At 67.9% G+C, this 26,009-nt stretch carries 24 protein-coding genes and 1 pseudogene; 19 read left to right on the top strand and 6 right to left on the bottom strand.

What is annotated here, in order from left to right; all coding sequences use genetic code 11:
- Positions 1 to 187 precede the first annotated feature (187 nt).
- From ACP696_RS18375 to ACP696_RS18330, 10 genes are all read left to right on the top strand, one after another.
- On the top strand, positions 188 to 661 hold the full coding sequence (locus tag ACP696_RS18375) for a PaaI family thioesterase (protein WP_426014957.1): 474 nt from the start codon (positions 188 to 190) through the stop codon (positions 659 to 661).
- A gap of 2 nt (positions 662 to 663) precedes the next feature.
- Positions 664 to 1,587: an alpha/beta fold hydrolase gene (locus tag ACP696_RS18370; protein WP_426014955.1), complete on the top strand. Its 924-nt coding sequence runs from the start codon at positions 664 to 666 to the stop codon at positions 1,585 to 1,587.
- A 102-nt stretch (positions 1,588 to 1,689) separates the two neighbouring features.
- Complete coding sequence (locus tag ACP696_RS18365; protein ID WP_426014953.1) at positions 1,690 to 2,730, top strand: glycosyltransferase family 9 protein; 1,041 nt, start codon at positions 1,690 to 1,692, stop codon at positions 2,728 to 2,730.
- Positions 2,731 to 2,789: 59 nt separating this feature from the next.
- The gene (locus ACP696_RS18360) at positions 2,790 to 3,020 is read left to right on the top strand and encodes an aa3-type cytochrome c oxidase subunit IV (RefSeq protein ID WP_426014951.1); all 231 of its coding nucleotides are present in this window, start codon (positions 2,790 to 2,792) and stop codon (positions 3,018 to 3,020) included.
- A 120-nt stretch (positions 3,021 to 3,140) separates the two neighbouring features.
- Positions 3,141 to 4,283, top strand: coding sequence for a Re/Si-specific NAD(P)(+) transhydrogenase subunit alpha (locus ACP696_RS18355; protein ID WP_426014950.1), 1,143 nt, complete (start codon positions 3,141 to 3,143; stop codon positions 4,281 to 4,283).
- A gap of 26 nt (positions 4,284 to 4,309) precedes the next feature.
- Complete coding sequence (locus ACP696_RS18350) at positions 4,310 to 4,648, top strand: NAD(P) transhydrogenase subunit alpha (protein WP_426014948.1); 339 nt, start codon at positions 4,310 to 4,312, stop codon at positions 4,646 to 4,648.
- On the top strand, positions 4,645 to 5,586 hold the full coding sequence (locus ACP696_RS18345; protein WP_426014947.1) for a hypothetical protein: 942 nt from the start codon (positions 4,645 to 4,647) through the stop codon (positions 5,584 to 5,586). Before ACP696_RS18350 ends, ACP696_RS18345 begins: the two co-directional genes overlap by 4 nt.
- A gap of 7 nt (positions 5,587 to 5,593) precedes the next feature.
- Positions 5,594 to 6,490: a hypothetical protein gene (locus ACP696_RS18340; protein WP_426044142.1), complete on the top strand. Its 897-nt coding sequence runs from the start codon at positions 5,594 to 5,596 to the stop codon at positions 6,488 to 6,490.
- Positions 6,487 to 6,807 carry a hypothetical protein gene (locus ACP696_RS18335; protein ID WP_426014944.1) on the top strand — a complete coding sequence of 107 codons (321 nt, stop codon included), beginning with the start codon at positions 6,487 to 6,489 and terminating at the stop codon, positions 6,805 to 6,807. The genes ACP696_RS18340 and ACP696_RS18335 overlap by 4 nt, the downstream gene beginning before the upstream one ends.
- A 63-nt stretch (positions 6,808 to 6,870) precedes the next feature.
- Positions 6,871 to 8,289 carry an NAD(P)(+) transhydrogenase (Re/Si-specific) subunit beta gene (locus ACP696_RS18330; RefSeq protein WP_426044141.1) on the top strand — a complete coding sequence of 473 codons (1,419 nt, stop codon included), beginning with the start codon at positions 6,871 to 6,873 and terminating at the stop codon, positions 8,287 to 8,289.
- 35 nt (positions 8,290 to 8,324) lie between these two features.
- On the opposite strand, the pseudogene ACP696_RS18325 reads toward ACP696_RS18330, so the two are convergent.
- From ACP696_RS18325 to ACP696_RS18315, 3 genes and pseudogenes are all read right to left on the bottom strand, one after another.
- Positions 8,325 to 8,408, bottom strand: a pseudogene (locus ACP696_RS18325) (hypothetical protein); the annotation flags it as partial.
- Positions 8,409 to 8,605: 197 nt separating this feature from the next.
- Positions 8,606 to 11,683, bottom strand: coding sequence for an efflux RND transporter permease subunit (locus ACP696_RS18320; protein WP_426014940.1), 3,078 nt, complete (start codon positions 11,681 to 11,683; stop codon positions 8,606 to 8,608).
- Between the two features lie 202 nt (positions 11,684 to 11,885).
- Positions 11,886 to 12,866 (bottom strand): efflux RND transporter periplasmic adaptor subunit, encoded by a 981-nt coding sequence (locus ACP696_RS18315; protein ID WP_426014937.1) that lies wholly within the window; start codon positions 12,864 to 12,866, stop codon positions 11,886 to 11,888.
- Positions 12,867 to 13,193: 327 nt separating this feature from the next.
- Here ACP696_RS18315 and ACP696_RS18310 point away from each other — a divergent pair, with 327 nt between their 5' ends.
- The 5 genes from ACP696_RS18310 (at position 13,194) to ACP696_RS18290 (ending at position 17,651) form a co-directional block, all read left to right on the top strand.
- Positions 13,194 to 13,826: a TetR/AcrR family transcriptional regulator gene (locus ACP696_RS18310; RefSeq protein WP_426014935.1), complete on the top strand. Its 633-nt coding sequence runs from the start codon at positions 13,194 to 13,196 to the stop codon at positions 13,824 to 13,826.
- Positions 13,827 to 13,890: 64 nt separating this feature from the next.
- Positions 13,891 to 14,091 carry a hypothetical protein gene (locus ACP696_RS18305; RefSeq protein ID WP_426014933.1) on the top strand — a complete coding sequence of 67 codons (201 nt, stop codon included), beginning with the start codon at positions 13,891 to 13,893 and terminating at the stop codon, positions 14,089 to 14,091.
- A gap of 11 nt (positions 14,092 to 14,102) precedes the next feature.
- Positions 14,103 to 14,987, top strand: a complete 885-nt coding sequence (locus tag ACP696_RS18300; protein WP_426014931.1) for an EamA family transporter — start codon at positions 14,103 to 14,105, stop codon at positions 14,985 to 14,987.
- 73 nt (positions 14,988 to 15,060) lie between these two features.
- Positions 15,061 to 17,046, top strand: coding sequence for an alpha/beta fold hydrolase (locus ACP696_RS18295; protein ID WP_426014929.1), 1,986 nt, complete (start codon positions 15,061 to 15,063; stop codon positions 17,044 to 17,046).
- A gap of 95 nt (positions 17,047 to 17,141) precedes the next feature.
- Positions 17,142 to 17,651 carry a DUF1993 domain-containing protein gene (locus ACP696_RS18290; RefSeq protein ID WP_426014927.1) on the top strand — a complete coding sequence of 170 codons (510 nt, stop codon included), beginning with the start codon at positions 17,142 to 17,144 and terminating at the stop codon, positions 17,649 to 17,651.
- Positions 17,652 to 17,658: 7 nt separating this feature from the next.
- Here the strand turns inward: ACP696_RS18290 and ACP696_RS18285 are convergent, their stop codons facing one another.
- The 3 genes from ACP696_RS18285 to ACP696_RS18275 form a co-directional block, all read right to left on the bottom strand.
- A complete protein-coding gene (locus tag ACP696_RS18285; protein ID WP_426014924.1) occupies positions 17,659 to 19,506 on the bottom strand; it encodes an ABC-F family ATP-binding cassette domain-containing protein in 1,848 nt (615 codons plus the stop codon).
- 205 nt (positions 19,507 to 19,711) lie between these two features.
- Complete coding sequence (locus ACP696_RS18280; RefSeq protein ID WP_426014923.1) at positions 19,712 to 20,308, bottom strand: transposase; 597 nt, start codon at positions 20,306 to 20,308, stop codon at positions 19,712 to 19,714.
- 153 nt (positions 20,309 to 20,461) lie between these two features.
- Positions 20,462 to 22,600: a transglycosylase domain-containing protein gene (locus ACP696_RS18275; protein ID WP_426044140.1), complete on the bottom strand. Its 2,139-nt coding sequence runs from the start codon at positions 22,598 to 22,600 to the stop codon at positions 20,462 to 20,464.
- 54 nt (positions 22,601 to 22,654) lie between these two features.
- Between ACP696_RS18275 and ACP696_RS18270 the strand changes: the two genes are divergently transcribed.
- The 4 genes from ACP696_RS18270 (at position 22,655) to ACP696_RS18255 (ending at position 25,994) form a co-directional block, all read left to right on the top strand.
- On the top strand, positions 22,655 to 23,134 hold the full coding sequence (locus tag ACP696_RS18270) for a YcgN family cysteine cluster protein (protein WP_426044144.1): 480 nt from the start codon (positions 22,655 to 22,657) through the stop codon (positions 23,132 to 23,134).
- A gap of 169 nt (positions 23,135 to 23,303) precedes the next feature.
- Positions 23,304 to 23,912 carry a hypothetical protein gene (locus ACP696_RS18265; RefSeq protein WP_426044139.1) on the top strand — a complete coding sequence of 203 codons (609 nt, stop codon included), beginning with the start codon at positions 23,304 to 23,306 and terminating at the stop codon, positions 23,910 to 23,912.
- Between the two features lie 461 nt (positions 23,913 to 24,373).
- Positions 24,374 to 24,859: a hypothetical protein gene (locus ACP696_RS18260; RefSeq protein WP_426044138.1), complete on the top strand. Its 486-nt coding sequence runs from the start codon at positions 24,374 to 24,376 to the stop codon at positions 24,857 to 24,859.
- Positions 24,810 to 25,994 (top strand): DNA-packaging protein, encoded by a 1,185-nt coding sequence (locus ACP696_RS18255; RefSeq protein WP_426044137.1) that lies wholly within the window; start codon positions 24,810 to 24,812, stop codon positions 25,992 to 25,994. The genes ACP696_RS18260 and ACP696_RS18255 overlap by 50 nt, the downstream gene beginning before the upstream one ends.
- Positions 25,995 to 26,009: the final 15 nt, after the last annotated feature.

The following is a 26,009-nucleotide window of genomic DNA, read 5'->3' as shown; positions in this document are numbered from 1 at the left end:
CAAGTGGCGTTGTTCACCAGGTTGCCCGACCATGAATGGGCCAGTTCGTGGGCCACCCCCCTCCCCCGTTGCACGGGGGAGGAAGCGGAACGAATACGCATCGTGACGGAGGGGGCGTCTCGCCGCGTTACTCACCTTCCCACGCGTCGCCCTTGCCACGGTTCAAACGCCCGTTAGACTTTCCCCCATGTCCGACGATCTCACAGACGCCCAGGCGGCCGCCATTCCCGAGGGCTATAGCCAGCTGAACTGGTCGCGCGGCTTTGGCCGGCAGATCGGGCCGCTGTACGAGCAGCGAGCCGGACCGGGCGAGGCCACGCTGGGCTTCCGGGTCGAGGAGCACCACACCAACGGCCTGGGCAATTGCCACGGCGGCATGCTGATGAGCTTCGCCGACATGGCCTGGGGGCGGATCATCTCGCTGCAGAAGTCCTACAGCTGGGTCACGGTGCGGCTCAACTGCGACTTTCTCTCGGGCGCCCAACTGGGCGATTTCGTCGAGGGGCGGGGCGAGCTGATCTCCGAGCAGGAGCTGGTGTTCGTCGTGCGCGGCCGGATCTGGGTGGGCGAGCGGACGCTGATGACCGGCACGGGGGTGTTCAAGGCTCTGCAGCCCCGCTCGCCGCGACCGGGCGAGATCGCCTTCAAGGCTGAGGACTGAACATGGCAGACGACCGTCCTACGCCTTCGTCGCTGCTGGGCCCCTTCAACGGTGAGACGCCGCCGGCGCCGGCCTGGTTCGACGCCGCCATCGCCGTGACCCCCGAGCGCTCGCGCATTCCCGTCGAGGGCGCCGAAATCGAGCTGCTGACCTGGGGCGAGGTCGGCAAGCCGGGCCTGCTGTTCCTGCACGGCAACGGCGCCCATGCCGACTGGTGGAGCTTCATCGCGCCATTCTTCGCGAAGGACTGGCGCTGCGCGGCGATCTCGTGGTCGGGCATGGGCGGCTCGGACTGGCGCGAAGCCTATACCGCCCAGCTGTTCGCCGCCGAGATCTTCGCCGCCGTTGCAGCGGCGGGGCTGGAGGCGGGCGGGGTCAAGCCGATCCTGGTCGGCCATTCGTTCGGCGGCTTTCCCACCCTCTATTGCGGCGTAGAGCATGCTGACCGGCTGCGGGGGATCGTCATGGTCGACAGCAGCATCCAGCCCCCGGAAAAACGCTGGCGCGGCCCGCCCTCGCGGCCCGACGCCGCCAACCGGGTCTATGCCACGCTGGAGGAGGCGCTGGCACGCTTCCGGCTCGCCCCGCCGCAGGGCTGCGAAAACCCCTATATCGCCGATTTCATCGCGCGTGGGTCGCTGAAGGCCGTCGAGGGCGGCTGGACCTGGAAGTTCGACCCGGCCATCTGGCAGAGGTTCTCGATGCCGGACCTGGGCGAGCTTCTGCCGCGCATCGCCTGCCCGGTGGCCCTGATGTGGGGCGAGCGCTCGGCGCTGATGCACGACGAGACGCTGGACTACATGTTCAGCCAGATGCCCGACGACACTTTGCGTCTCGCCATCCCCGACGCCGACCACCACGTGATGGTCGATCAGCCCCTGGCCTTCGTGGCGGGGCTGCGAGGACTGCTGGCGGGGTGGGGGTAGGGTTTGCCAGCCAGCCGCTGACGTTCTACTTCCGTCTTTCCGGCCCCTGAGGAGCGCGCTACGCGCGACCTAAGGGCCGGGGAGACGGAGTTTTAGGGCAGGATGAGCGCTGACAAGTCGTCACGAGCCGGCCCCGTCCTCGTCTACGCCCCCGATCGCGGGATCGGCGACCTGATGTGGCACTTGCCGACCTTCCGGGCGATCGCCGCCCAGACGCCGGAGGGGCAGGTGGTGCTGGCCGCGCGACCGTCGAGCCGGGCCGCCGAGGTGTTGGCGGTCGAGCCGTCGATCGCCAGCGTGGTCTATGCGCGCCATTTCTCCGGAACCCTCAAGGGCGTCAGCGAGGTGCTCGACTTCTGGCGCATTTGCCGCGAGGTCAAGCCGCGCGCCGTGTGGATCCTGGAGAAGATAGGCCGTCCCGCCCAGGCCGCCTGGCTGGCCGGCGTGCCGGAGCGGCGCGGCTTTGGCCTTGGTCACAAGAGCCAGGAGCAGTGGCTGCAGGGACCGTTCCTGCCCAAGGCCCTGCGCCCGGCCCATCGGTTGGACAAGCTGGCGGCCTTCGAGGCCCTGCACGGCCTGAAGGTCGAGAGCCGCGAGCCAAACCTCAAGCTCGACCCCAAGGCCGTGGCCGCCGTCCAGGCCCGGTTCGCCGAACGTCCCGGCCCGTGGCTGGTGCTCGGCGTCGGGGCCAGCGAGCCGGCGCGGACCTGGCCCGCCGAGCGGTTCGCGGCCGTGTCGCAAGGCCTGGCCGACCTGTTTCCGACGGTGTTCTGGCTGGGCGGCCCAAACGACGCGCTGCGCGTCCAACAGACAGTCGACGCCCAGCCCGCGCCCATCCCTGGCGTTTTGGCCCGCGACCTGCTCGCCTGCGACCTGCCGCTGGACCAGGCCGCCGCCCTGATCGCCCTGTCAGCCGGGTTCCTGGGCAACGACTCTGGCCCCCTGAACGTCGCCGCCTCGGTGGGATGTCCGGCCATCGGCCTGATGGGGACCAGCCCCGTGCCGGCCTATTCGCGCTGGCTCAGTCGCCTCGACGGTGGGGAGGGCAGGATCGCCGATATTTCGGTCGATCAGGCCGTCCAGGCTGTTCGAACACGGTTCACTGACGAGGCTTGGGCCAACCGCGACATCGGGGCGGCTTGAGCCGGCGCGCCGCACGTTGTAAGCGGCGGGGCGTTTTTTCTTCCAAGTAGGAATTAGACATGGCCGGCGACTACAACCGCGGTGAAATGAACATCCACGAACAGGCCGCGACCTTCGAGGGTTTTGGCAAGTTCACCAAGTGGGGCTCGCTGGCGATCGCCACCCTGCTGCTGACCATCACCGTGTGGTTCTGCACCGACGCCGGCCCGCTGGCCGGCTTCGGCGCGGGAATCGCGCTGGCGGTGCTGGGCTTCCTGGCCCTGCGCGAAAAGCCCGCCTCCGCCCACTGACACCGGTAGACATCGGTATATTTTTGCCCCTGACGCGAGCGTAAGGCTCGACATGGGGCAAGAACCTCCCCTAGAGAGACGCGCAAGCTCGCGTGAGCAAGCAGCGTCCTTGGGAGGGGTATGCCGGTGGCCATCATCGCCGTCACGAAAGAGACCCGCGGGGGTGAAACCCGGGTCGCGGCCACGCCCGAGACCGTCAAGAAACTGGCCGCGGCCGGCTGGACGGTGGTGGTCGAGGCTGGGGCCGGCGCCGCCGCCGCCTATCCCGACGCCGACTACGCGGCGGCCGGGGCGACCCTGGCCGCTACAGCGGCGCAGGCGGTGAAGGACGCCGACGTTCTTTTCAAGGTGCGCGCGCCCGAGGCCGCAGAGATCGCCGCCCTGAAGACCGGCGCGATCGTCGCTGCGGCGCTCAATCCGCATGTCGACAAGGACAGTCTGAACGCCCTGGCCAAGGCCGGCGCCAGCAGTCTCGCCATGGAATTCATCCCGCGCATTACCCGGGCCCAGGTGATGGACATGTTGTCCTCGCAAGCCAACCTGGCCGGTTATCGCGCCGTGATCGAGGCCTCGGAAGCCTATGGCAAGGCCCTGCCGATGATGATGACCGCCGCCGGCACGATCGCCGCGGCCAAGGTGTTCATCATGGGGGTCGGCGTCGCCGGCCTGCAGGCCATCGCCACGGCCCGCCGCCTGGGCGCGGTGGTCACCGCCACCGACGTGCGTCCCGCCACCAAGGAACAGGTCGAGAGCCTGGGCGCCAAGTTCCTGGCGGTCGAGGACGAGGAGTTCAAGAACGCCCAGACCGCCGGCGGCTACGCCAAGGAGATGAGCGCCGAGTACCAGGCCAAGCAGGCCGAGCTGGTCTCGGCCCACATCGCCAAGCAGGACATCGTCATCACCACCGCCCTGATCCCCGGCCGCCCGGCTCCCAAGCTGGTCAGCGCCGCCCAGGTGGCCTCGATGCGGCCGGGCTCGATCATCGTCGACCTGGCCATCGAGGCCGGCGGCAATGTGGTCGGCGCCAAGCTCGGCGAGACGGCGGTCACCGAGAACGGCGTCAAGATCCTGGGCATTCCCAACCTGCCCGGCCGCATCGCCACCGACGCCTCGGCGCTCTATGCCCGCAACCTCTTCGCCCTATCGGGCCTGTTCCTGAACAAGGAGGGCAGCTTTGCCCCCGACTTCGAGGACGAGATCCTGAAAGCGGCCTTGGTCACCCGAGGCGGCGAAGTCGTGCATCCCGCGTTGAAGACCGCCTAACTCCAAGCTCGAAAAGGGAGGCTCCCATGGAAGCCGTCGACCCCACCGTGTTCCGCCTGGCGATCTTCGTGCTCGCCATCTTCGTCGGCTATTACGTGGTCTGGAGCGTGACGCCGGCTTTGCACACCCCGCTGATGGCCGTGACCAACGCCATCTCGTCGGTGATCATCGTCGGCGCGCTTCTAGCTGCCGCTGCGCACGGGGCTGACGCCGACCTGGCCGGCGGCACGGTCGCCGCCTCGACCTGGATCTCCAAGGGAGCCGGCGCCATCGCCGCCGCCTTCGCGGCCGTCAACATCTTCGGCGGCTTCCTGGTCACCAACCGGATGCTGGCCATGTACAAGAAGAAAGAGAAGGCCAAGTGAGCCAAAACAGCGCCCTTCAAGCCCTCGGGCTGCTGGTTGCGCTATTCGTAACGGGTTCGGGCGCGGAGGCGGCCGAGCCGTCCGCGAGCGGCCGACCCTTGCTTCTTTTCCCAATCATCGTCGAGCCGCCAACAACGACCTCGACGACCGCCGTTGCCAGTGGCGGAGACCTGTTCAGCCAGGCATTCCGATCCGAAGCGGCGGTTCGTCTGACGTTCGCCTATCAACTGCCGGACGCCACTGGGCGCACCATCGCCTTCCCGGAAGGCGCTGTGTTCGCAAAGGCCGTGACCGCCGAGAGCGACGTGTTTTGCGCGCCGAGCTCCAACGGGGCGATCGGCATCTTCTTGAAGGGGGACGTCGGTGTTTGCTTTCGCGACGCGGATCATGACGGAGTGTTCGATGGGCAAGCGCTGGTCGACTCCGCTTCGCGCGCCCGTACCGCCTACGAGCTGAAACCGAAGGCTTGGCGCTGGGCTCCTGCGAAGGTGGCCTACAGCCCGATCCGCCCGGAGGACATCCCGGCCGGGAGGATCGCTATCGACTACTTTTACGTCGATCCGCCTTTAGCCCGCCCCCAGGCATCCGTCGCGTTGCGTATCTGCGCGCCGGACGCCATGACCGCCCCAACCAAGGAATGGACATGGGGCCAGTGCGGAACGTTGATGGTGGGCTTCAAGGTCACCGCTTACAGGGACCGGACGGCGATCGACCTGAAAGCCCCGGGGCCTCAAGCCCTGACCTTGGGGCCAATGGCTACGACGGTTCGGGTGGATGTCGCGGGCCTAGCTTCGGCGGAGACCGGCCAGCCGTTTCCGGCCGGACGTAAGCTGATGATGCTCGCTGCCACCTACGGCCGTCCCAACGACCCGGCCCTCCAGACTTCGATCTTTGCGCTGTTGCCCGCTGACGCTCCCCTGGGCGAGGTCCGTCCATGAGCCGCTCGTGTTCAAGGGGCGGGTGCTGATGTTCGGCGGCAAGCGCATCGTCAAACAGGCCCAGGTCGCCAACCGCATCGCGCTGGAGCGGTGGTGGGACGATCTGCGGGCCAGTGCTCGCGCCCAAGAGCCCGGGCGGCTGATCGCCCATGGCCGCAAGACCTATAGCCAGAACGACGAGGACGGCATCGTCCTGGAAATCTTCAACCGCATCGGTGAGGGCGACCGGCGGTTCATCGAGTTCGGCGTCCAGGCCGGGGTCGAGTGCAACACCGCCCTGCTGCTGATGGCCGGCTGGAGCGGTCTGTGGCTGGACGGTTCGGACAGGTATGTCGCCGCCGCCAAGGGCCACCACGCCGTGGCCGTGGGGCAGGGGCGGTTGACTGCCCAGAAGGCCTTCGTCACGTCCGAGAACATCGACACCCTGCTGGGCCCCTGGGCCGGCGGGACCGCCGCCAAGCCCGCCTCCGTCGACCTGCTGTCGATCGACATCGACGGCAACGACTACTGGATCTGGGACGCGATCACCGCCGTGCGGCCCCGCGTCGTGATTATCGAATACAACGCCGCCTATCCGCCGCCCGTCGCCTATGTCGCCGAATATAGGGCCGACCGCACCTGGGACGGCGGCAATGACCACAGCGCCAGCCTGACCAGCCTGGAAGCCCTGGGCCGCGCCAAGGGCTACGCCCTGGTCGGCTGCAATCTGTCGGGCGCCAACGCCTTCTTCGTGCGCGACGAAGAACTGACCGGCGAGGGCGGCCAACCCCGCTTCGCCGCGCCCTACACGGCGGCGAACCACTACGAGCCGCCCCGCTACGACCTCTCCGGCCTGCCTTCAGGCCATCCGCCCCGGTTCGGCGTCAACGCCGCGCCTGAGCTGGCGGGGGGGAGGTCCGCATGAGCGATGGCGCTTCGCCCTTGCTGACCATCATTTTGATGAGCGCAGCTTTTGGCGGCGGATTCCTGCTGCTTCTCTTCATGTTGTGGGCCAGTGGTCGCAGCCCGATCGTCCGGATCGCCGGGGAGTTGGCCGCGAACCTGCTATACTTGGCGATGGCGCTGCTCCAGGCCTGGAACGCCCGTGGAGCGGACGACGCGACCGTCTGGAAGGCTGTTTCAGCGACCTTGGCGGTTGCAGCGGCCTTTAACGCATTCCGCTTCGCGAAGTCTCGCCAGAAGTCCGAGTTTTCACCGCCCGATGGAACGGCCAAGCCATGACGTTCCACCATCTCAGCGGCGTCGCCGCTCGTTTCTCTCCGCTCTTGGGGGCCAAGACCTGACATGAACGCCAATTTCGCCGCCGTCCTCTACATCGTGTCCGGGGTGCTCTTCATCCTGGCCCTGCGTGGGCTGTCCAGCCCGGTGACCAGCCAGGCGGGCAACCGCAACGGCATGATCGGCATGGCCATCGCCGTGCTGACCACCCTGGCCACGCTCTGGAAACAGGGCGCGCTGGACCCCGTGACCATCGGGTTGATCCTCGGCGGCGTCGCGGTGGGCGGCACGGTCGGGGCGGTGATCGCCCGCAAGGTGGCCATGACCTCGATGCCGCAGCTGGTGGCGGCCTTCCACAGCCTGGTCGGCATGGCCGCCTGTCTGGTGGCCGTGGCGGCGATCTACACCCCGGCGGCCTACGGCATCGTCGGCGCGGACGGCCATGTGCATCTCAACAGCCTGATCGAGCTGTCGCTGGGCCTGGCCATCGGCGCCATCACCTTCACCGGCTCGGTCATCGCCTTCCTCAAGCTGAACGGCAACATGGGCGGCGCGCCGATCATGCTGCCGGGTCGCCACCTGCTGAACATCGCCCTGGCCCTGGGCATCGTCGCCCTGGTCGTGGTGCTGGTGATCAGCGGCGGCGCGGCCATCTGGGCGTTCTGGGCGATCTTCGCCCTGGCCCTGATCATCGGCGTCACCCTGATCATCCCGATCGGCGGGGCCGACATGCCGGTCGTGGTGTCGATGCTCAACAGCTATTCGGGCTGGGCGGCGGCGGCCCTGGGCTTCACCCTGGAAAACACCACCCTGATCATCACCGGCGCCTTGGTCGGCTCGTCGGGCGCGATCCTGTCCTACATCATGTGCAAGGCCATGAACCGGTCCTTCATCTCGGTGATCCTCGGCGGCTTCGGCGCCGCCGACGCCGTGGCGGGGCCTGGCGGGACGGCCGAGACCCGGCCCGTCAAGCAGGGCAGCGCCGAGGACGCGGCCTTCATCATGAAGAACGCCAGCAAGGTGATCATCGTCCCCGGCTACGGCATGGCCGTCTCCCAGGCCCAGCACATCCTGCGCGAGATGGGCGACAAGCTGAAGGAGGAAGGCGTCGAGGTGAAATACGCCATCCACCCCGTCGCCGGCCGGATGCCCGGCCACATGAACGTGCTGCTGGCGGAAGCGAATGTCCCCTATGACGAGGTGTTCGAGCTGGAGGACATCAACAGCGAGTTCTCGACCGCCGACGTGGCCTTCGTGATCGGCGCCAACGACGTCACCAACCCGGCCGCCAAGACCGATCCGACCAGCGCCATCTACGGCATGCCGATCCTCGACGTCGAAAAGGCCCGCACCGTGCTGTTCATCAAGCGCGGCATGAGCTCGGGCTATGCCGGGGTGGAGAACGAGCTGTTCTTCCGCGACAACACCATGATGCTGTTCGGCGACGCCAAGAAGATGGTCGAGGGGATCGTCAAGGCGCTCTGAAGCTTTTTTCGAGCGAAGTGGTTCCGGTGAGGGCGGCAGACGATCTGCCAGGACGGGCGCGGGACCTTGTCCTGTTCTTCTCGGAAGAGGCTTTCGTTGGTGTCGATCCAGCCGGGCAGGCCCCTACGGTGGGGGCGTTTCTAGAGCAAGCCGCGCGATATAGAAATCGCACGGCTTGCTCTAGATTTTTGTTTTCGCATCGCTTTTGCGGAAAACCGGTGGCCACTTTTCCGCGCGATGTTCTAGGCAGATGGCTTCGGGCTGTGGTCGCTTGCCGACCACTCCCCCACCGCCACATCCCCCACAGCGGGAGGCATTAGGACCGCTCTTCCCCCCGCGCCGTCAGCCAGTACATCACCGGCGTCGCCACCCGCGACAGCACGGTGCTCGTGATCAGCCCGCCGATGATCGCGATGGCCAGTGGCGAGTACAGCCCCGAGCCCTCCATCGCCAAGGGCAGCAAGCCGCCGATCGCCGTGACCGAGGTCAGCAGCACCGGCAGGAACCGCACCTCCCCCGCCTTCTCGATGGCGTCGTGCAGACCCATGCCGCCGCGCCGCAGCTGTTCGGTGAAATCGACCAGCAGGATCGAATTCTTGATCTCGATGCCAATCAGGGCGATCAGGCCGATGGTCGCGGTGAAGCTCAGCGAATGGCCGGTGATCCACAGAGCCGCCACCGCCCCGAACAGGCCGAACGGGATGATGCCGGCCACCACCAGGGCGGTCTTGAACCGCTGGAACTCCAGGACCAGCACCGCCAGGATTCCGAACACCGCCACCATCACCGCCGCGCCGAGCCCCGCGAAGCTTTTGGACTGGGCCTCGGCCTGGCCGCCCAGGGTCAGGCGGTAGCCGGGAGGCATGGGCAGGTCGCGATCGAGCCGCGCCACGATGTCGGCGGTGACCTTGGCGGTCAGGTAGCCGGTCTGGACATAGGACGAGACGGTCACCGTCCGCTCGCGGTCGAAGCGGTCGATGCGGGCCGGGCTGGAGCGCAGGGTCGGGGTGGCGATGGCGCCCAGCGGGGCGGCCTCGCCGTCGGCGGTGGGCACATAGATCTTGGACAGGTCGGCCAGGGCGTTGCGATCTCCCGTTTGGGCCGACCCGTCGGTCGCGGCCATCGGCAGCCGCACCTTGACCGCATAGTCGTCGCCGTCCGGATCGCGGAAGCGGCCGGTCTCCTCGCCCGACAGCGCCAGGCGCGCCACCCGGCGGGGGGCTCCGGCCGGCACGCCCAGGGCGGCGGCCTTGCCCTCGTCGACACCGAGGTCGAGGTCGGTGCGGTCCAGCCGCACGGGGTTGCTGACGTCGCGGGTCCCCGGCGCGGCCTTCAGCACCGCCTCGGCCCGGGCGGCCAGGGCCTTCAGGACCTCCAGGTTCTGGCCGGTCAGGCGCACGGCGATCGGGGCGTCGATCGGCGGGCCGTTCTCGAAGGTCACCACGCTGATCCGCGCCCCGGGGAAGCGGGCGAAGTCGCGGCGCAGGTCGTCCAGCACCGCCTCGCTCTTGCCTGGCTCCCAGGCCTTCAGGCTGGCGAACACCTCGCCATAGGTCGTCGAACTCTCGCGCTGGCTGACATTGTAGAAGATCTGCGGATTGCCCCGCCCCAGATTGGCGGCACGCCAGGTAATGTCCGGCTCGGCCTTCAGACGCGCCTCGACGAACCGAAGGGCGCGGTCGGTGCGGGCCAGGGGGCTGCCGTCGGGGGTCTCGACCCGGACGATGAACTGCGGAGTCTCGGCGGCCGGAAACAGGCTGCTGCCGATGATCTTCAGCATCGGCAGGGTGGTGAGGCAGAGGGCCAGCATGATCGCCAGGCTCAGCCACGGCCGCGCCAGGCCGAAATGCAGAACCGGTCGGTAGAAGCGATGGATGGCCCCGTTCACCGCCCGCAGCAACGCGTTGCCCTCGGGGTCGGAATGCTTGTCCAGCACCCGGCTGGCCAGGAACGGGATGATGGTCATCGACACCACGAAGGACGCGCCCACCGTGCATAGCACCGTCACCGGCAGCGAGCGGATATAGGCGCCCGAGCCCGCCGGCAGGGCCATCAGCGGCAGGAAGGCCAGCATCAGGCAGGCCGTGCACCCCACCACCGCCAGGGCGATCTGCCGGGCGCCATTGATCGCGGCGGCCGTGCGCTCCTCGCCCTCGCGGATGCGGCGGGCGATGTTCTCGGTAATGACGATGCTGTCGTCGACCAGCAGCCCCAGGGCCAGCACGAAGCCGGCGATCGACAGCTGGTTCAGGGTGAAGCCGAAGGCCTGCAGCATCGACAGGCCGATCAGCAGGCTCAGCGGGATCGACACCATCACCACCAGCCCGGCCCGCGTCCCCAGCGGCAGCAGGGTGATCAGCACCAGGGCCAGGGCGATGCCGAAGTCGCGGAACAACCTATTCAACCTGAGTTCGACATTCCTGGCCTGGACAAAGCCGCGCTCCAGCTTGACCCCGGCCGGCAGGGTCTTCTCATAGTCGTCCAGCACCTTGTCGACGCCGGCGGTGATCTTGGCGACGTCCTGGCCGTCCTTCTGGGTGACGGTGATGAACACCGCCCGCCGGTCGTTGAAGCGGGTCAGGTGGGTGGGCTCGGCCTGGGCCCAGGCCACCTGGGCGACGTCGCGCACCCGCACCACCTGGCCGCCGAGCGAGCGGACCGGCGTGTCCTTGACCGCGTCCAGCGATCGGAAGGCGCCGCCGGCCTTGACGTTGAAGCGGCGGTCTCCGGCCTGCACCGCCCCGATCGGCGCCTCGGCTCCAGCGGCCTTCAGGGCGTCGGAGACGGCGATGGCGGGGAGTTTCAAGGCCGACAATCGGGCCAGGTCCAGCGACACCCGCACCTCGGAAGGCGGCGCGCCGTAGTAGCGGGCCTGGCGCACGCCGGGCACGCGGTCGAGCCGCTCGCGCAGCCGGTCGGCCACCTTTTCCAGCCGGCGCATCGGCAAGACTTCGCTCGTCAGAGCCACCTGGACGATGGCCACCTCGGTGGTGCGCACGCGGTCGATCTCGAGGCGAGTCAGGCCTGCCGGGAGGTTACCCCGGATGGCGTTCACCTCGCGGACCACCTGATCGTATTTGCGCTCGGGATCGACATCCCAGGTGAAGTGGACCCGGATCACCGCCGCACCGTCTAGGCTGGTCGATTCGACCTTGTCGATATTGTCGAGGCCGTCGACCGCATCCTCGATCGGGTCGGCGACCAGCTGCTCCATCTCCGAGGGCTCGGCCCCGGGCAGCACGGCGCGGATCACCACGATGGGGATCGGGAAGTGCGGATCCTCGGAGCGCGGCACGCTGAGGAAGGCGTTGACCCCCAGCATGACCAGCAGGCCAAAGGCCACCAGGGTGAACTGCCAGCGGCGGACCGCGAAGCCGAAGAGATCGGGCTTCATCGCGAAGGTCCCCGATCGCGAACTCCCCCAACATCCGTCATTCCCGCCCTTGTGGCGGGAACCCCTGGTTCAGCCGACGGTGAAGCGCCATGGCGCGCTGGCGCGCCACACTTCCGCACCTGCGGCGGAGAGAGGGGTTCCCGCCACAAGGGCGGGAATGACGGCTGAAATGTGGGGGCCTTAGCGAGAAAGGCAGAGCGCATCATCGCCCCGCCTTCCCGCCCAGCGCCTTGGCATCCGTAACCGTCACCCGGTCGCCGTCCGAGACGAAGCCGGCGCCGGCGGTGATCACCCGCGCGCCGTCCGGCAGGCCGGCCACCAAGGCGTCGTCGCCGTCGAAGCCGCCGAACCGCACGGGCGTGCGGCGGGCCTTGCCGCCCTCCAGCCGCAGCACGGCCGCCCTTCCGCCCGAGGCTTCCAGCACCGCCTCGGCGGGGATGCGGGCGAAGCCGGCGTTGGCGGTGGGCGCGCGGGAGGCGAGGCGGGCATTGGCGATCTGGCCGCTGCGCAGGTCAGGCCTCTCTTGGTTGGAGGAGGCGGCGACCTCGATCTCGACGATGACCGCGCCGGTCCGCACGTCGGTCGCCTGGCCCACGCGGGTGACGTGGCCCGTCAGCATCTGGCCAGGTAGGGCGTCGACGGTGATCTCCACGGGCGAGCCGACCGCGATCCCCGCGACGTCGCGGGCGGCCAGCGGGACGCGCAGCACCAGCGGGCTGGTCAGGTCGGCGACGGTGACCACGGCCTGGCCGGCCTGCACCACCTCGCCGGCCTGGGCCTTGCGCTCCAGCACCACGCCGGAAGCTGGGGAAACAAGCTGGGCCCAGCGACGGTCGAAGGCCGCGCCGCCATAGGCGGCGCTGGCCGAGCGCACGGCGCTCTCGGCGTCGTCGACGCGGACCTTGGTGACATAGCCCTTGGCGAAGAGAATCTTGGCCCGGTCCAGGTCGCGGCGGGCCTTGTCGAGCTCGGCGCTGGAGGCTTGCTGGCGGGCGTCGACGGCGGCCGGGTCGATCGCGGCCAGCACCTGGCCAGCCCGGACCGGGTCGCCGGCCTCGACGCCGACCCGGGTCAGCACCCCGGCGATCCGGAACGACAGCGCCATCTGCCGGCGACGCTCCAGGGTCCCGGTGGCGGTGACGCCGCCATTGGCGTGGGGCGCGGCGACGGCGACGGCCTCCACCGCCTGGGGCGGGGGTGGAGCGGCCGGGGTCTTGTGGGGGCCGCAGGCGGTGAGGGCGAGGGCGGAGAGCAGGGCAAGGAACGCCGCCTTCCCCCTGGAGGGGGGAAGGGCTGGGGATGGGGGTGGAAACGCATTAGGATAAGGCGCGAACGCAGCGGCCGCCTCCAGCGACGCCGCCCCCATCCCCGACCCTTCTCCCCTCCAGGGCGAAGGGAGTTTCTCCGTGCCCATAACCCCGCCCCCTCGACTATCGATCGATGATAAGTTATCAGTGATAGATTATCGCGACTTGTCAAGCCGCTCGCGGTCGGAGAAAGCATCGAAACGATGAAGGCGCCGCAGGTCCGATCTCCCCGCAAGGCCAAGGGCCAGGGCGGCGAACGTCGCGAGGAGATCCTCGACGCCGCCCTGACCCTGTTCAGCGCCAACGGCCTGCAGGCGGTCTCGACCCGGCAGATCGCCGAGGCGGCCGGCATCAGCCAGCCGGGGCTCTACGCCTATTTCGCCACCAAGGATGACCTGATCGCCGAGCTGTGCGTCCGGGCCTTCGCCAAGCTGTCGGCGCGAATGGAGGCGGGCAAGGCCCAGTGGACCCCGACCCCGGAGATGTTCGACCGGGCGATGATGACCTATATCGACTTTGGCCTCAGCGAACCGGACGCCTATCGCGTGGCCTTCATGGTCGAGAAGAGCCACGACGGCTCGTTCCTTTCGCGGAGCGGCGGGCGGCCCATGGCGGCGGGTCTTGAAGCCTTCCAGGGCTTCGTGGCGATGATCGCCGACCTCCACGACCACGGCTTGACGGCCGACGACGACGCCCTGCGCCTGACCCAGACCCTGTGGGCGGGGCTGCACGGACTGGTCTCGCTGCTGATCGCCCGGCCGGAGTTTCCGTGGGTCGAGCGCGAGGCGCTGATCGCCGCCCATATCGCCATGCTGCGGCGCGGGGCGCTGAAGTAGGAGAGGGTTTCGGAGGGCGGGCTCCGCGCCTATATCCCGCCTTCCTCATTCTGAAAGACACCCCATGGCCAAGCTGCAGCTCCTCGAAACCTTTAGCCTGCAGGAAACCGAGAACGGCTATAGGCTGCTGGTCTCGGCGGTGGGCGGCGACGCCCTCTATGTCGAGATCACTTCGGCCCAGATGGACGACATCATCGAGAGCCTCGAAGCGGCCATGGGCGGCGAAGAGGACGGTGACGCGGTCGAGGACGACGAGGCGTTCTAGGGCAACGGCTTATGCCGCAAGCCGCTCGCCTTCGCGCCCTGACGCCCTACGCCGCCTTGCTGGGCGCCATGGTGTCGTTGTGCATCGGCACGTCCTTCGCCAAGAGCCTGTTCCCGCTGGTCGGGGCCCAGGGGACCAGCGCCTATCGGGTGGGGTTCTCGGCCCTGATCCTGCTGGTGGTCTGGCGGCCCTGGCGCACCCGGTGGGCGGGGCCGGATCTGAGAGCGGTGGCGATTTATGGCGCGGTCATGGGGGCGATGAACCTGTGCTTCTACATGTCGCTGCGGACCATCCCGATGGGCCTGGCGATCGCGATCGAGTTCACCGGCCCGCTCAGCCTGGCCATGCTGCACGCTCGCAAGCCCAGCCATTTCGCCTGGATCGGCCTGGCGGTGGTCGGGCTGGCCCTGCTGCTGCCGTTGGGCGACGCCAGCCTCAATCTCGACCCGGCAGGCGTGGCCTTCGCGGCGGCGGCGGCGGTGTTCTGGGCGCTCTATATCGTGGCCGGCCAGCGAACCGGTCATCTGCATGGCGGCCAGTCGGTGGCCCTGGGCATGACCACGGCCGCCCTGGTGGTGGCCCCGTTCGGGATCGTGGCGGCCGGGACCAAGCTTTTGGACCCCATGGTGCTGGGCCTTGGCCTGGTGGTGGCCGTGGTCTCCAGCGCCATCCCCTATTCGCTGGAAATGGTCGCCATGCGCGGCATCTCCAAGCGTAGCTTCGGGGTGACGCTCAGCCTCGAACCGGCGGTCGGGGCGCTGGCGGGCCTGCTGTTGCTGGGCGAGCACCTGGTCCGCCGCCAATGGCTGGCCATCGCCTGCGTCATCGCCGCCTCTGTCGGCACGGCCCTGTCGGACCAGGCCGGGCGGCGCGCCAAGGCCCCACTGCACGACTAAGCGTCGATCCCCGACTTGATTTAAGGCCAAGCTTCGATCTAATGCGCGGGTGCAACCCAGAGTAAGTTGATCCATGCCTAGACCCATCGGGGCCGCCCTGACCGGCCTTACCCTTTCCGCGTTGGCAGGGACGGCGCTCGCGGCCGAGACTCCCGCCGCCACGGCGTTCGGGGCTCGCCAGAGAGTGCAGCAGGCCAGTCTGTCGCCCGACGGCCAGTCGATCGCCCTGGTTCAGCCCTTGGCCGAAAGCCAGGCGACCGCCGTGTTCGTGGCCCGGCTGGACGGCGCCGGCCAGCCCAAGCCTATCCTCGGTTCATCCGGTCATCCCGACCGCCTGACCAACTGCCACTGGGTGTCCAACGGCCGGCTGGTCTGCGGCATCTTCATGATGGTGGATCAGGACGCCGAGAAGATCGGCTATTCACGCATCGTCGCCGTCAACGCTGACGGGACCAAGGTGCAGGAGCTAAGCGCGCGCTCCCGCGGGATGGCGGTGGCCTACCGGCAGGACGGCGGCGACATCGTCGATTGGCTGGCCGACGACGCCAATGGCGCGCTGTTGATGACCCGGTCGTTCATGCCCGAGGAGACGACAGGGACAATGCTGTCCAACCAGAAGAGCGGCCTAGCGGTCGAGCGGGTCGACACCACCACCCTGGCCCGCAGCCCGATCGAGCCGCCGCGCGGCGATGCGGTGGAGTATCTCTCCGACCAGCACGGGGCGGTCCGCATCTACGGCCAGCAGCCCAAGACCAATGCCGGCTACCGGACTGCGCGGACCAACTATTTCTACCGCCTGCCGGGCGCCGGCGCCGACTGGCGGCCGCTCGGGACCTATGACGCCGAGGCCTACACGGGCTTCTCGCCCGTAGCGGTGGATCGCGACCTGAACGCCGCCTACGGCTTCGAACGGGTGGACGGTCGCCAGGCGTTGGTTAGGCTGTCGCTGGACGGCGCGATGAAGCGCGAGGTTCTGGTCGCCCGCGACGACGTCGATGTGGACGACGTGATCCGTATCGGCCGCCAGAACCGCGTGGTCGGGGCCAGCTTCGCGACCGACAAACGCCAGTCGGTGTTCTTCGACCCGGCCCTGCAGAAGCTGGCCGCGTCCCTGTCCAAGGCCTTGCTGGGCCATCCCGTCGTCACGTTTGTTGACGCCAGCGCTGATGAGAAGCGGCTGTTGTTGTGGGCCGGCAGCGACGTCGATCCGGGGCGATACTACCTGTACGACCGCAACACCCACCAGCTTAGCGAGGTCATGGCCCAGCGGCCCGAGCTGGCGGATTTCAAGCTCTCGCCGGTTCAGGCCATCACCTACAAGGCCGCCGACGGAACCATGGTGCCGGCCTATCTGACCCTGCCGCCCGGCAGCGACGGCAAGAACATCCCCGCCATCGTGATGCCGCACGGCGGGCCGGAAGCGCGCGACGAGTGGGGCTTCGACTGGCTGTCGCAATATTTCGCCAACCGCGGCTTCGCGGTGCTGCAGCCCAACTTCCGGGGCTCGTCGGGCTATGGTGAGGCCTGGTTCGAGAAGAACGGCTTCCAGTCGTGGCGCCAGGCGGTCGGCGACATCAACGACGCCGGGCGCTGGTTGCAGAGCCAGGGCGTCGCCGCGCCGGGCAAGCTGGCCATCGTCGGCTGGTCCTACGGCGGCTACGCGGCCCTGCAGTCTTCAGTGCTAGACCCCGACCTGTTCCAGGCCATTGTTGCGGTCGCCCCAGTCACCGACCTGGAGACCCTGCGCGAAGAGGCGCGCCTCTATGACAAATACAAGCTGGTCGACGCCTTCATTGGCCGGGGACCGCACGTGAAGGAAGGCTCGCCGGCCCGGAACGCCGAGAAGATCAAGGCGCCGGTGCTGATGTTCCATGGCGACGACGACACCAATGTCGGGATCGGCGAGTCCCGCCTGATGCTGTCGCGGCTGAAGGCGGCGGGCAAGAGCGCCGAGTTGGTGGTGTTCAAGGACCTGGATCACCAGCTAGACGACAGCGCGGCGCGCGCCCAGATGCTGGACAAGGCCGACGCGTTCCTGCGCAAGACGCTGGGGCTGTAGGGTCCCTGCTCCCGCAAGGGGAGAAGGATCCAGGCCCTTGCCAGCGCGGCTCCAGGACCGCAATCTCCGCTCAAAAGCCTAGGGAGACGCCCGTCATGACCGTCAGCCTGTTCACTTTCGTGGATCTGTTCACCCGCCACCTGGGGACCGCCGAGCACCTGCTCACCAAAGGCGCGGCCCATGCCGCGGCCCACGGGCTGAGCGAGGAAGCCGTGCTCGACTGGCGGCTGATCGACGACATGCACCCGCTGCGCTTTCAACTGATGGTGGTCTGCAACTTCGCCCAGCAATGGCCGGCGCGGGTGGCGGGCCTGCCGGTTCCCGAAGCGGTCGGCGACCAGCTTGACCTGGCCGGTTTGAAAGCCGCCATCGCCGGGGCGAAGGCGTTCCTGGCGGGGCTGACGGCCGAACAGTTCGAAGGCCGCGACTCGGTCCTGCTGACCTACGCCATTGCCCAGGGCATGGAGCCGACCCTGGAGTCCGGCCACTGGCTGAGTGTCTTCGCGACGACCAACCTGATGTTCCACCTGTCGACGGCCTACGCCATCCTGCGCGCCAAGGGCGTGCCGCTGGGCAAGCCCGACCTGTTCGTTGCGGGGCTTTAGGCGGGCGCTAACCCGCCATGGTCTCGCGCTTTTCCTCGAGCGCCAGCCATTCTTCCTCGGCCGTGGCCAGGTCGGCTCGGGCCTTGTCGAGAGATTTCATCACCTTGTCGAAGCTGACCGGGTCCTTGGCATAGAAGGCCGGATCGGCCAGTTTGGCCTCGATGTCGGCGATGATCTTGGGCGAGGCGGCGACCAGGGTCTCGCACTCCTCCAGCCGCCGCTGATCCTTGTAGGACAGCTTGACGGTCTTCTTCGGCGGGGTGGGCGCGGGCGGCGGGGTCAGCACCGCCTTGTGCGAGCCTGTGCCGGTGGCGAAGTCGCCGGCCGCGCCCCGGGCGCCCTTGAAGAAGTCCGGGGCCTGGTCGATCAGGTCGGTCCAGCCGCCCGGGGTTTCCAGCACCTTGCCATGGCCGTTCATGGCGATGGTCGAGGTCGCCAGGCGGTCGATGAAATCGCGATCGTGGCTGACCAGAATGAGGGTTCCCTCGAAATCAGCCAACAGCTCCTCGAGCAGGTCCAGCGTGTCCATGTCCAGGTCGTTGGTCGGTTCGTCGAGCACCATCAGGTTGGTCGGCGAGGCCAGCGCCCGGGCCAGCAGCAGGCGGTTGCGCTCGCCGCCCGACAGGCTGGTGACCGGCTGGCGCAGCTGAGCCTCGGTGAACAGGAACTCCTTGGCGTAGCCGGCCACGTGCTTGGCGATGCCGCGCACCAGAATCGAGTCGCCGCCGCCGGGGGTCAGAAAGTCCCACAGGGTCATCTTCTCCGACAGAGCCATACGGTTCTGGTCGACATAGGAGATCTCAAGATTGGTGCCCAGCTGCACCGTGCCCTCGTCGATCGGGATCTCGCCCAGCAGCATCCGCACCAGCGTGGTCTTGCCCGCGCCATTGGGGCCCACCAGGGCCACGCGGTCGCCGCGCAAAATGCGGGTCGAGAAGTCCTCGATGATCGTCCGGTCGCCGAACCGCTTGGTGACGTGCTTGGCCTCGACCACCCGCTTGCCCGACGTGCCCGAGCTCTCGACGGCCATGGTCATGCTGCCGCGCTTGTCGGACTGCAGGTCCTTCTTTTGGCCGCGCAGGTCCATCAAGGCGCGGCGACGGCCCTCGTTGCGGGCCCGGCGGCCTTGGACGCCGCGGGCCAGCCAGGCGTTTTCCTTCTCCAGCTGCTTGTTGAGCCGCCGCTCCTCGTCGGCCTCGGCCGACAGCACCTGCTCGCTCCACAGCTCGAACTCGGCGAAGCCCTTGTCGAGGCGGCGCACCTTGCGATGCTCCAGCCAGAAGGTGCGCTGGGTGACGCGATTGAGGAAGGCGCGGTCGTGGCTGACGATCAGGGCGGCGCACTTGGAGCCGGCCAGCTCCTCTTCCAGGGTCTGGATCGCGAAGATGTCCAGGTGGTTGGTCGGCTCGTCCAGCAGCAGCACGTCGGGCTGTTCGGCGAACGCCCTGGCCAGCGCCGCCCGGCGACGCTCGCCGCCCGACAGGCCCTGGGTGCTCTTGGCGTAGTCCAGGCCGAAATCGGCCAGGGTGGCGTGGGCCTCGTAGTCCTCGGCCCCGCCGGCCGTGCAATAGTCCAGCAGGGTGTCGCCGGTGATCTCTGGCTCCTGGCTGACATAGACGATCTTCGAGCCCGGCTGGGCTGAGCGCTCGCCGCTGTCGGGCTCTACGCCCTGGTTGGCCAGGATCTTCAGCAGGGTGGACTTGCCAGCCCCGTTGCGCCCGACCAGGCAGGCGCGGATCCGCGGCTCCAGGGCCAGGTCGACGCCGTCGAACAGCGGCTTGGCGCCATCGGCGAGGCGAACGTCCTTGAGGGCCAGGACAGGGGCCTTGCCAGAGGCGCGGAGAGGGGAAGCCATGATCGGTGGGTCTACTGTCGAACGGAAACGGAGGAGGAGGTGGGGGCTATAGCAGGGCCGGCGCGGGGGCGGGGGGATTTCTTGTTGCAGCGCGGCGGGGGCGGGGGCGGCGGAGGACGGGGATGAGGACGGGGACACACACTCACCCAGACCACGGCTCTCGCACGACCGAGGCGCTGGGATGAGTGTGTGTCCCCAAATCATCCTAAATCTCGGCTCTGGCTTTTAGCGGCCGCCCCAACCGCGTCGCGACCTGCAAAGCGACACGTGCGTCGGCGCTAATGTCGTCATCGAAGAAGGTAGCCATGTCGTCTCCCAGCAGTCTCGATAGAGGCGCGGGCGCCAGCAGCACGTCGGCATGACCGGTCAGGTGCGCTCTTACGCTGGACCATGGCCAGTCGATCGCCCGGCGAGTCAGGCCGGCTCGCACCGGGTTCAGTCCCACATAGCGGGCGCAGAGGCGCAGATAGGTCTCGTCCATCGGAAACGACGCGAACCGGCCTTGCCAAAGGTAACCCTTCCAGCCCTCACGGCGGTTGATGTGCCGAGTATAGCGGACATGGGTCATGGCGATCGCCTCGGCCAAGCCCTCGTCGGTCGAGGGAGTGGCGATGAGGTGGACGTGGTTGGGCATTAAACAGTAGGCCCAGACCTCGACCTCTGCTGCCTTGAAGGCTTCGGCCGCGAGCTGGAGATAGGTTTTGTAGTCGGCCGCGCAGAGAAAGGTTGGCTGTCGGCGGTTGCCGCGCTGAGTGACGTGGTGCGGCGTTCCTGGGATCACCACGCGCGCCGTTCTGGGCATGAGATGTCCCCATGTTTGTTCTATATTTGTTCTAGTTTCGCTCGTTGTCAATCGGAGAGGTGAATTGGCTGTTTGGGGACACACACTCACCCTGACGACGCTGCCAAGACGGCTTGAGTGAAGGAATGAGTGTGTGTCCCCGTCAGCCCTAAGCTAATAGGGCAGCTGTTCCGGCTGCGGCGCTGGCGCCGGAACCGGCGCCTCGGGGGCGACCACCGGCTCGGCCTCGGCGGCGGTGCGGGCGAATTCCGAGGCCAGGGTTTCGTAGAAGCCATTGCGCGGGTCGGGCGCGCTCGTGGGCGCGGCGTCAGGCAGCAGCCACGGGAAGTCTCGGATCGCCAGGCCCTCGTGGGCGCTCAGCATGAACCGCCGCCAGATGCTGGCCGGGATGTCGCCGCCGACCACCTTGTTCATCGGCCTGTCGTCGTCATTGCCCACCCAGACCCCGGTGACATAGTCCGGCGTAAAGCCCACGAACCAGGCGTCGCGCCAGTTCTGGCTGGTGCCGGTCTTGCCCGCCGCCGGCCAGCCGAAGGCGGCCCGCTTGGCGGTGCCGATCTCGACGACCTTCTTCATCATCCGGACCATCATGCTGGCCTTGGCGATGTCGTAGACGCTGACGAGATTGGGCGCGGCCATGTGGCTGAAGATCGCCCGGCCGTCCTGGGTGGTAATCGTCTCGATGACATAGGGCTCGAGCCGATTGCCGCCCTGCTGGAACACCTGAAACCCCGAGGTCAGCTGCAGCAGGTTCACCTCATAGGCCCCCAGCGCCACCGACAGGTCGGGGTTGGACGGCAGCGACGTTATTCCAAACCGCCGGGCCAGGTCGCCGATCGCCGGACCGCCAGCCTCCTGGGCCAGCTTGATGGCGATGGTGTTGATCGAATTGACCAAGGCGCTCTGCACGGTCATCGGGCCGCGATAGCCTCCGCTGTAATTTTCGGGTTTCCAACTGCCGAACTGGACCGGGCCATCCACGCGGATGTCGGTGGGCAGCACGCCCTTCTCCAAGGCGGCGGCATAGATGAACGGCTTGAAGCTGGAGCCCGGCTGGCGCTTGGCCTGGACGGCGCGGTTGAAAGGACTGTCGACATAGTCCGTGCCGCCGACCATGGCCCGGATCGCGCCGTCGGCCGACAGCGACAGCAGGGCCGCCTGGCGGGCTCCGGCGCTCTGCCCGCCGATGGCGATGGCCTGGCGCACGGTGTCGGCGCCCACATGCTGCAGGCGCGGATCGATGGTCAGGCGCACCACCAGGTCGGGGGCGTTCTGGCCGGCGATGCGCACGGCCTCGGTGGTGGCGTAGTCCAGCACCCAGCCAAAATCGCCCTCGTCCTGCCTCGCCAGGGGCGACAGGCGCGGGGTGTCGTCCAGGGCCCGGCTCTCCTGCTCGGGAGTGATCCAGCCTTCGCGACGCATATTGGCCAGGATCAGGCGCGAGCGGGCGATGGCTCCGCCCATGTCGCGGGTCAGGGCCAGGCGGGTGGGGGCCTTGGGCAGCGAGGCCAGCAGGGCGGCCTCCGACAGGGTCAGATGGCTGGCGGGCTTGTTGAAATAGGTCTGGGACGCGCCGTCGACGCCATAGGTGCCGGCCCCGAAATAGACCCGGTTCAGATAGAGCTCGAGGATCTCGTCCTTGGTCAGCACCCGCTCCAGCTTCCAGGCCAGGACCATCTCCTGGACCTTGCGCTTGGTGATCCGGTCGGGGGTCAGGAACAGGCCCTTGGCCAGTTGCTGGCTCAGGGTCGAGGCGCCCTGAACGGTGCGGCCAGCCCGGTGATTGACCCAGGCGGCGCGGACGATGCCATAGGGGTCGATGGCCCCGTGCTTGTAGAAGCGCTTGTCCTCGGCGGCCAGGAAGGCCAGCGGCAGGTAGTTGGGCACGCCGGCCAGGGTGATCCGCTGGCCATAGCGGGGGCCGCGGGTGGCGATCACCTGGCCGCCTCGGTCCTCGAAGCGGATGCCCGGCGCGCGATTGACCGCGAACAGCGCCTCGCGCGAGGGCAGGGGCGGCACGTCGCGCAGGTACTTCCACCAGACCATCCCGACGCCGGAGCCCGCGGTGACCAGGCCCACGACGAACAGCGCCAGCACGGCGATCCAGATCCACCGGCCCTTCCGGGCCTTGGCGTGCTTCAGGTCGGCGCGGAACGGCTCTTCCGGCTCGGGCCGGCGTGGGGGTTCGGGCGGTGGGGGCGGTGGAACCGAGCCGAACGCGGGCGGACGCGCGCCTTGGGCCGGCGCCGCCTTGTCGTTGAACCGATAGGGCGGCAGCGTCCAGTCGTTCACGATCGTCCCATGGTCCCGGTTGGTATCGGCAGCGTTTGGGTTTAGGACGCCGGGATCATGGCGCGCAAACCTTTCTGGGAGACGAAGTCCCTAAACCAGATGACCGTCCCCGAGTGGGAAAGTCTATGCGATGGCTGCGGCCTTTGCTGCCTGGTTCGCTTCGAAGACGAAGATACCGGCGAGATCATCCCCACAAGGGTGCACTGCCAGCTGTTCAACACCCACAGCTGCACCTGCAGCGACTATCCCAACCGCAAGAAGACTGTGCCCGACTGCATCAAGCTGACGCCGCACAATATCGAGCGCCTGGCCTGGATGCCGCCGTCCTGCGCCTATCGCCGGCTCAACGAGGGCAAGACCCTGCCGCTGTGGCATCCGCTGATCACCGGTGATCCCGAGAGCGTCCACACGGCGGGGGTCTCGGTGCGGGATCAGACGGTGTCGGAGCTATCGTTCGACCAGGCCGAGGACGCCATGGACTTCGTGGCGCTGGACCTGATGTACGACAAGAGTGACGTGGATTGGGAGGGGTAGGGGTTTTTTCGCCTACGTTGGGTTAGAGCTGCTTACAAGCCCAACGCTGACGGTGACTGCACTCGACCTCCATCTAGAAGAACTAAAACGCGGTTAGCCGCCAGCGAAAAACCGTGCACGGCCGTCAAGCTCGTCCCGCCGACAACTTCTGGAAAAAGGGGACTCGTAGGTGCCTATTATCCTCCTGCTTTGGCTCACGCTGCTGCTGGCCCCAATACTTGCAGGATTGTTAATATTTCTTGGGCGAAGTTTTAGTTTTATCACTACACGCCAAATACTAACATCGGCCTCTCTCTACATGGCGGCAATGTTCCTGAGCTGCATGTCAAATATCGGTTCCGCGTCGGTACTCGTGACCGTGGCCTTATTGTGCGGGCTATACATCGCTTATTGCCTGTTGGTTTGCGGAATGTTCTTTCTGAAGGTTCCCCATATACGCTGGCCGCTTCTGCTGTTGGCAATGACGCCTGTCGCCTTCGGCTATTTGCTAGTCTCGTTCGGCGGCCTGGCTTTGGCTTTTATCATCGACGACGCCGTCACCGCGCCGACGTCGGTTGAGAGCGCCGGAAAGGGTCTTCGATGTGAAATCAGGCCCTGGAGGCCCCCTCCCGCCGACGTTCCTGAGGACCGGTCGGGTTATAACGTGGACGTCTTTGATGAATGGAAGCCGACGTCGCTGAGAAGGAGGTTGGTTCGCTTGGAGGTGAATGAGACGGCTGGCGACGCGCCTCGAAACTGTGCGGACGGTTTTCGCGCTGTGGGAAAGTATGGACGGTGAGCCGTATTTCGCCCTCGTCCTCGCCCCGCATCCGCCCCGGATGCGCCTTAAACCCTTGGTGGATTGGAGCTCTGGCGTTTGGCCGTGTCAAGGACGGCCCGGAGGGCCGCCGCTCCGCGGCCGGCCGGAGGCCGGTCCTTGACACGGCCAAACGCCAGAGCAAGCTCGCCATCAAGGTTTCAAGGCGCGGCCTCGCCGTGGCGGGCGGATCGGGAAGGGGCTGGGCGGTCATCCCGTTGATCCGCTCATCCCGGCATTCGCCGGGATGAGCGGTGTTTCGGACCGCTGGCGAGCGGTCCATTAGGGCGCTTTTCAGCCCCCTCCTGGGGATAGAGCGCCGTCGACGCTCGGCGTCGAGCACACAGACCCAAGTAAAATCAATGCTCTAAAACTATCTCACCCTCTTTGCGCTGGCGCGCCCGCTGCTGCCGTATCTTTGTGTCATGGCCCGGAGAAGCGAGATGAGCCCCGAGGAACTGATGCGAGACGGCGATAGGTTGCTGGTCGAACTGCACATCGCCAACCTCTTCGACGTGCAGGACACCACCGCCCTGCGCACCCCGGCCGAGCAGACCAAGCTGCTCGGCTCCGTCGCTTTCACCGCGCGCCGGATGAACGCGACCGTCGCCGCCAGCCGCCGCTCCCTGGCCGATGTCATGGCCGACGCCAGGGCGATCAAGGCTTCCAGGATGAAGGCCCAGGCCGCCAAGGCGGCCGCCAACGAGAACGACGAGAACCCCAGCCCGGAGATGGAAATGGATGACGACTCTGGCCGCACCCCCGAACGCGTCGCCGCTTTTCATACCGAAATCCAGCGAAGACTGGCTGCTCTTGTTGAACGAAGAGAAGCTAAAGGAATGGGTCGCCAACACCCCGTGGTCGGCCTTGGAGCGTCAGATGAAGGCCTTGCGGCCGTCGCAGGCCCCTCACCAGAAAGCCCCATCTGACCCCTGGACCACTTGGCTGTTCCTCGGCGGTCGCGGCGCCGGCAAGACCTTCGCGGGCGCGTCCTGGATCGTCGACCAAGCCGAGCCCGGCGTCCACCTCGCCCTGGTCGGTCCCACCTTCCACGACGTGCGCGAAGTGATGATCGAGGGGCCGTCCGGCATCAAGAGCCTCTACCCGCCCGGCGAGCGGCCGACCTGGCGCGCCAGCCGCAAGCGCCTGGAGTTCAAGAACGGCGCCGTCGCCCAGGCCTTCTCGGCCGAGGATCCCGACAGCCTGCGCGGCCCGCAGTTCCACGCCGCCTGGGCCGACGAGTTCTGCGCCTGGCGGAGGCCCGCCGAGACCCTGGCCATGCTGCGCTTTGGCCTGCGCCTGGGCCAGGATCCGCGCCTGGTGGTCACCACCACGCCCCGGCCGATCCGCGCCCTGCGCACCCTGATCGCCGAGCCCGGCGCCGTCCACACCCGCGTGCCGACCTCGGCCAACGCGGCCTATCTGGCGCCGGCCTTCCTGGCCACGCTGCAAAGCCTGTACGGCGGGACGCGCCTGGCCGCCCAGGAGTTGGATGGCTTGATCGTCGAGGGCGAGGGCGGGCTGTTCCGCGCCGAGGACCTGGCCCGCTGCCGGGGCGCGCCGCCGGCCGCCTTCGACCGGGTGGTCGTGGCGGTGGATCCGCCGGCCACCGCCGGCGGCGACGCCTGCGGCATCGTGGTCTGCGGCCGGGCCGGCGACCGGGCCTTCGTCCTGGCCGACCTGACCGCGCGCGGCCTCTCGCCCCACGGCTGGGCGAGGCGCGCCGTCGAGGCCGCCCACCGCTTCGACGCCGACGCCCTGGTGGCCGAGGCCAACCAGGGCGGCGACATGGTCCGCGCCGTCCTGGCCCAGGCCGACCCGCCGTGCCCGGTCAAGTTGGTCAAGGCCTCGCTGGGCAAGCGGGCCAGGGCCGAGCCGGTGGCGGCCTTGTATGAACAGGGCCGGGTGGTTCACTGCGGGGCCTTTCCGGCCCTGGAGGAGGAACTGATGGCCCTGGGGTCGGGCGATCTGGGGCACAGCCCGGACCGGGCGGACGCCCTGGTCTGGGCGCTGGCGGACTTGATGCTGGGGATCGGGAGGCGGCCGCGGTTGTCGGTGCTGTAGGGGCCGCATACTCCC

Source organism: Caulobacter sp. DWR3-1-2 (assembly GCF_049896225.1).
GTDB lineage: Bacteria > Pseudomonadota > Alphaproteobacteria > Caulobacterales > Caulobacteraceae > Caulobacter.
This window is presented reverse-complemented; position numbering and strand designations above follow the sequence as displayed.

Bases quoted from the DNA above. Each gene is read 5' to 3' on its own strand.
- ACP696_RS18305 (WP_426014933.1), top strand. From the start codon at position 13,891: ATGGCCAAGCTGCAGCTCCTCGAAACCTTTAGCCTGCAGGAAACCGAG.
- ACP696_RS18285 (WP_426014924.1), bottom strand. From the start codon at position 19,506: ATGGCTTCCCCTCTCCGCGCCTCTGGCAAGGCCCCTGTCCTGGCCCTC.
- ACP696_RS18260 (WP_426044138.1), top strand. From the start codon at position 24,374: ATGAGCCCCGAGGAACTGATGCGAGACGGCGATAGGTTGCTGGTCGAA.
- ACP696_RS18365 (WP_426014953.1), top strand. From the start codon at position 1,690: ATGAGCGCTGACAAGTCGTCACGAGCCGGCCCCGTCCTCGTCTACGCC.
- ACP696_RS18350 (WP_426014948.1), top strand. From the start codon at position 4,310: ATGGAAGCCGTCGACCCCACCGTGTTCCGCCTGGCGATCTTCGTGCTC.
- ACP696_RS18320 (WP_426014940.1), bottom strand. From the start codon at position 11,683: ATGAAGCCCGATCTCTTCGGCTTCGCGGTCCGCCGCTGGCAGTTCACC.
- ACP696_RS18280 (WP_426014923.1), bottom strand. From the start codon at position 20,308: ATGCCCAGAACGGCGCGCGTGGTGATCCCAGGAACGCCGCACCACGTC.
- ACP696_RS18255 (WP_426044137.1), top strand. From the start codon at position 24,810: ATGAAGGCCTTGCGGCCGTCGCAGGCCCCTCACCAGAAAGCCCCATCT.
- ACP696_RS18335 (WP_426014944.1), top strand. From the start codon at position 6,487: ATGAGCGATGGCGCTTCGCCCTTGCTGACCATCATTTTGATGAGCGCA.
- ACP696_RS18355 (WP_426014950.1), top strand. From the start codon at position 3,141: ATGCCGGTGGCCATCATCGCCGTCACGAAAGAGACCCGCGGGGGTGAA.
- ACP696_RS18370 (WP_426014955.1), top strand. From the start codon at position 664: ATGGCAGACGACCGTCCTACGCCTTCGTCGCTGCTGGGCCCCTTCAAC.
- ACP696_RS18360 (WP_426014951.1), top strand. From the start codon at position 2,790: ATGGCCGGCGACTACAACCGCGGTGAAATGAACATCCACGAACAGGCC.
- ACP696_RS18295 (WP_426014929.1), top strand. From the start codon at position 15,061: ATGCCTAGACCCATCGGGGCCGCCCTGACCGGCCTTACCCTTTCCGCG.
- ACP696_RS18330 (WP_426044141.1), top strand. From the start codon at position 6,871: ATGAACGCCAATTTCGCCGCCGTCCTCTACATCGTGTCCGGGGTGCTC.
- ACP696_RS18375 (WP_426014957.1), top strand. From the start codon at position 188: ATGTCCGACGATCTCACAGACGCCCAGGCGGCCGCCATTCCCGAGGGC.
- ACP696_RS18290 (WP_426014927.1), top strand. From the start codon at position 17,142: ATGACCGTCAGCCTGTTCACTTTCGTGGATCTGTTCACCCGCCACCTG.
- ACP696_RS18300 (WP_426014931.1), top strand. From the start codon at position 14,103: ATGCCGCAAGCCGCTCGCCTTCGCGCCCTGACGCCCTACGCCGCCTTG.
- ACP696_RS18310 (WP_426014935.1), top strand. From the start codon at position 13,194: ATGAAGGCGCCGCAGGTCCGATCTCCCCGCAAGGCCAAGGGCCAGGGC.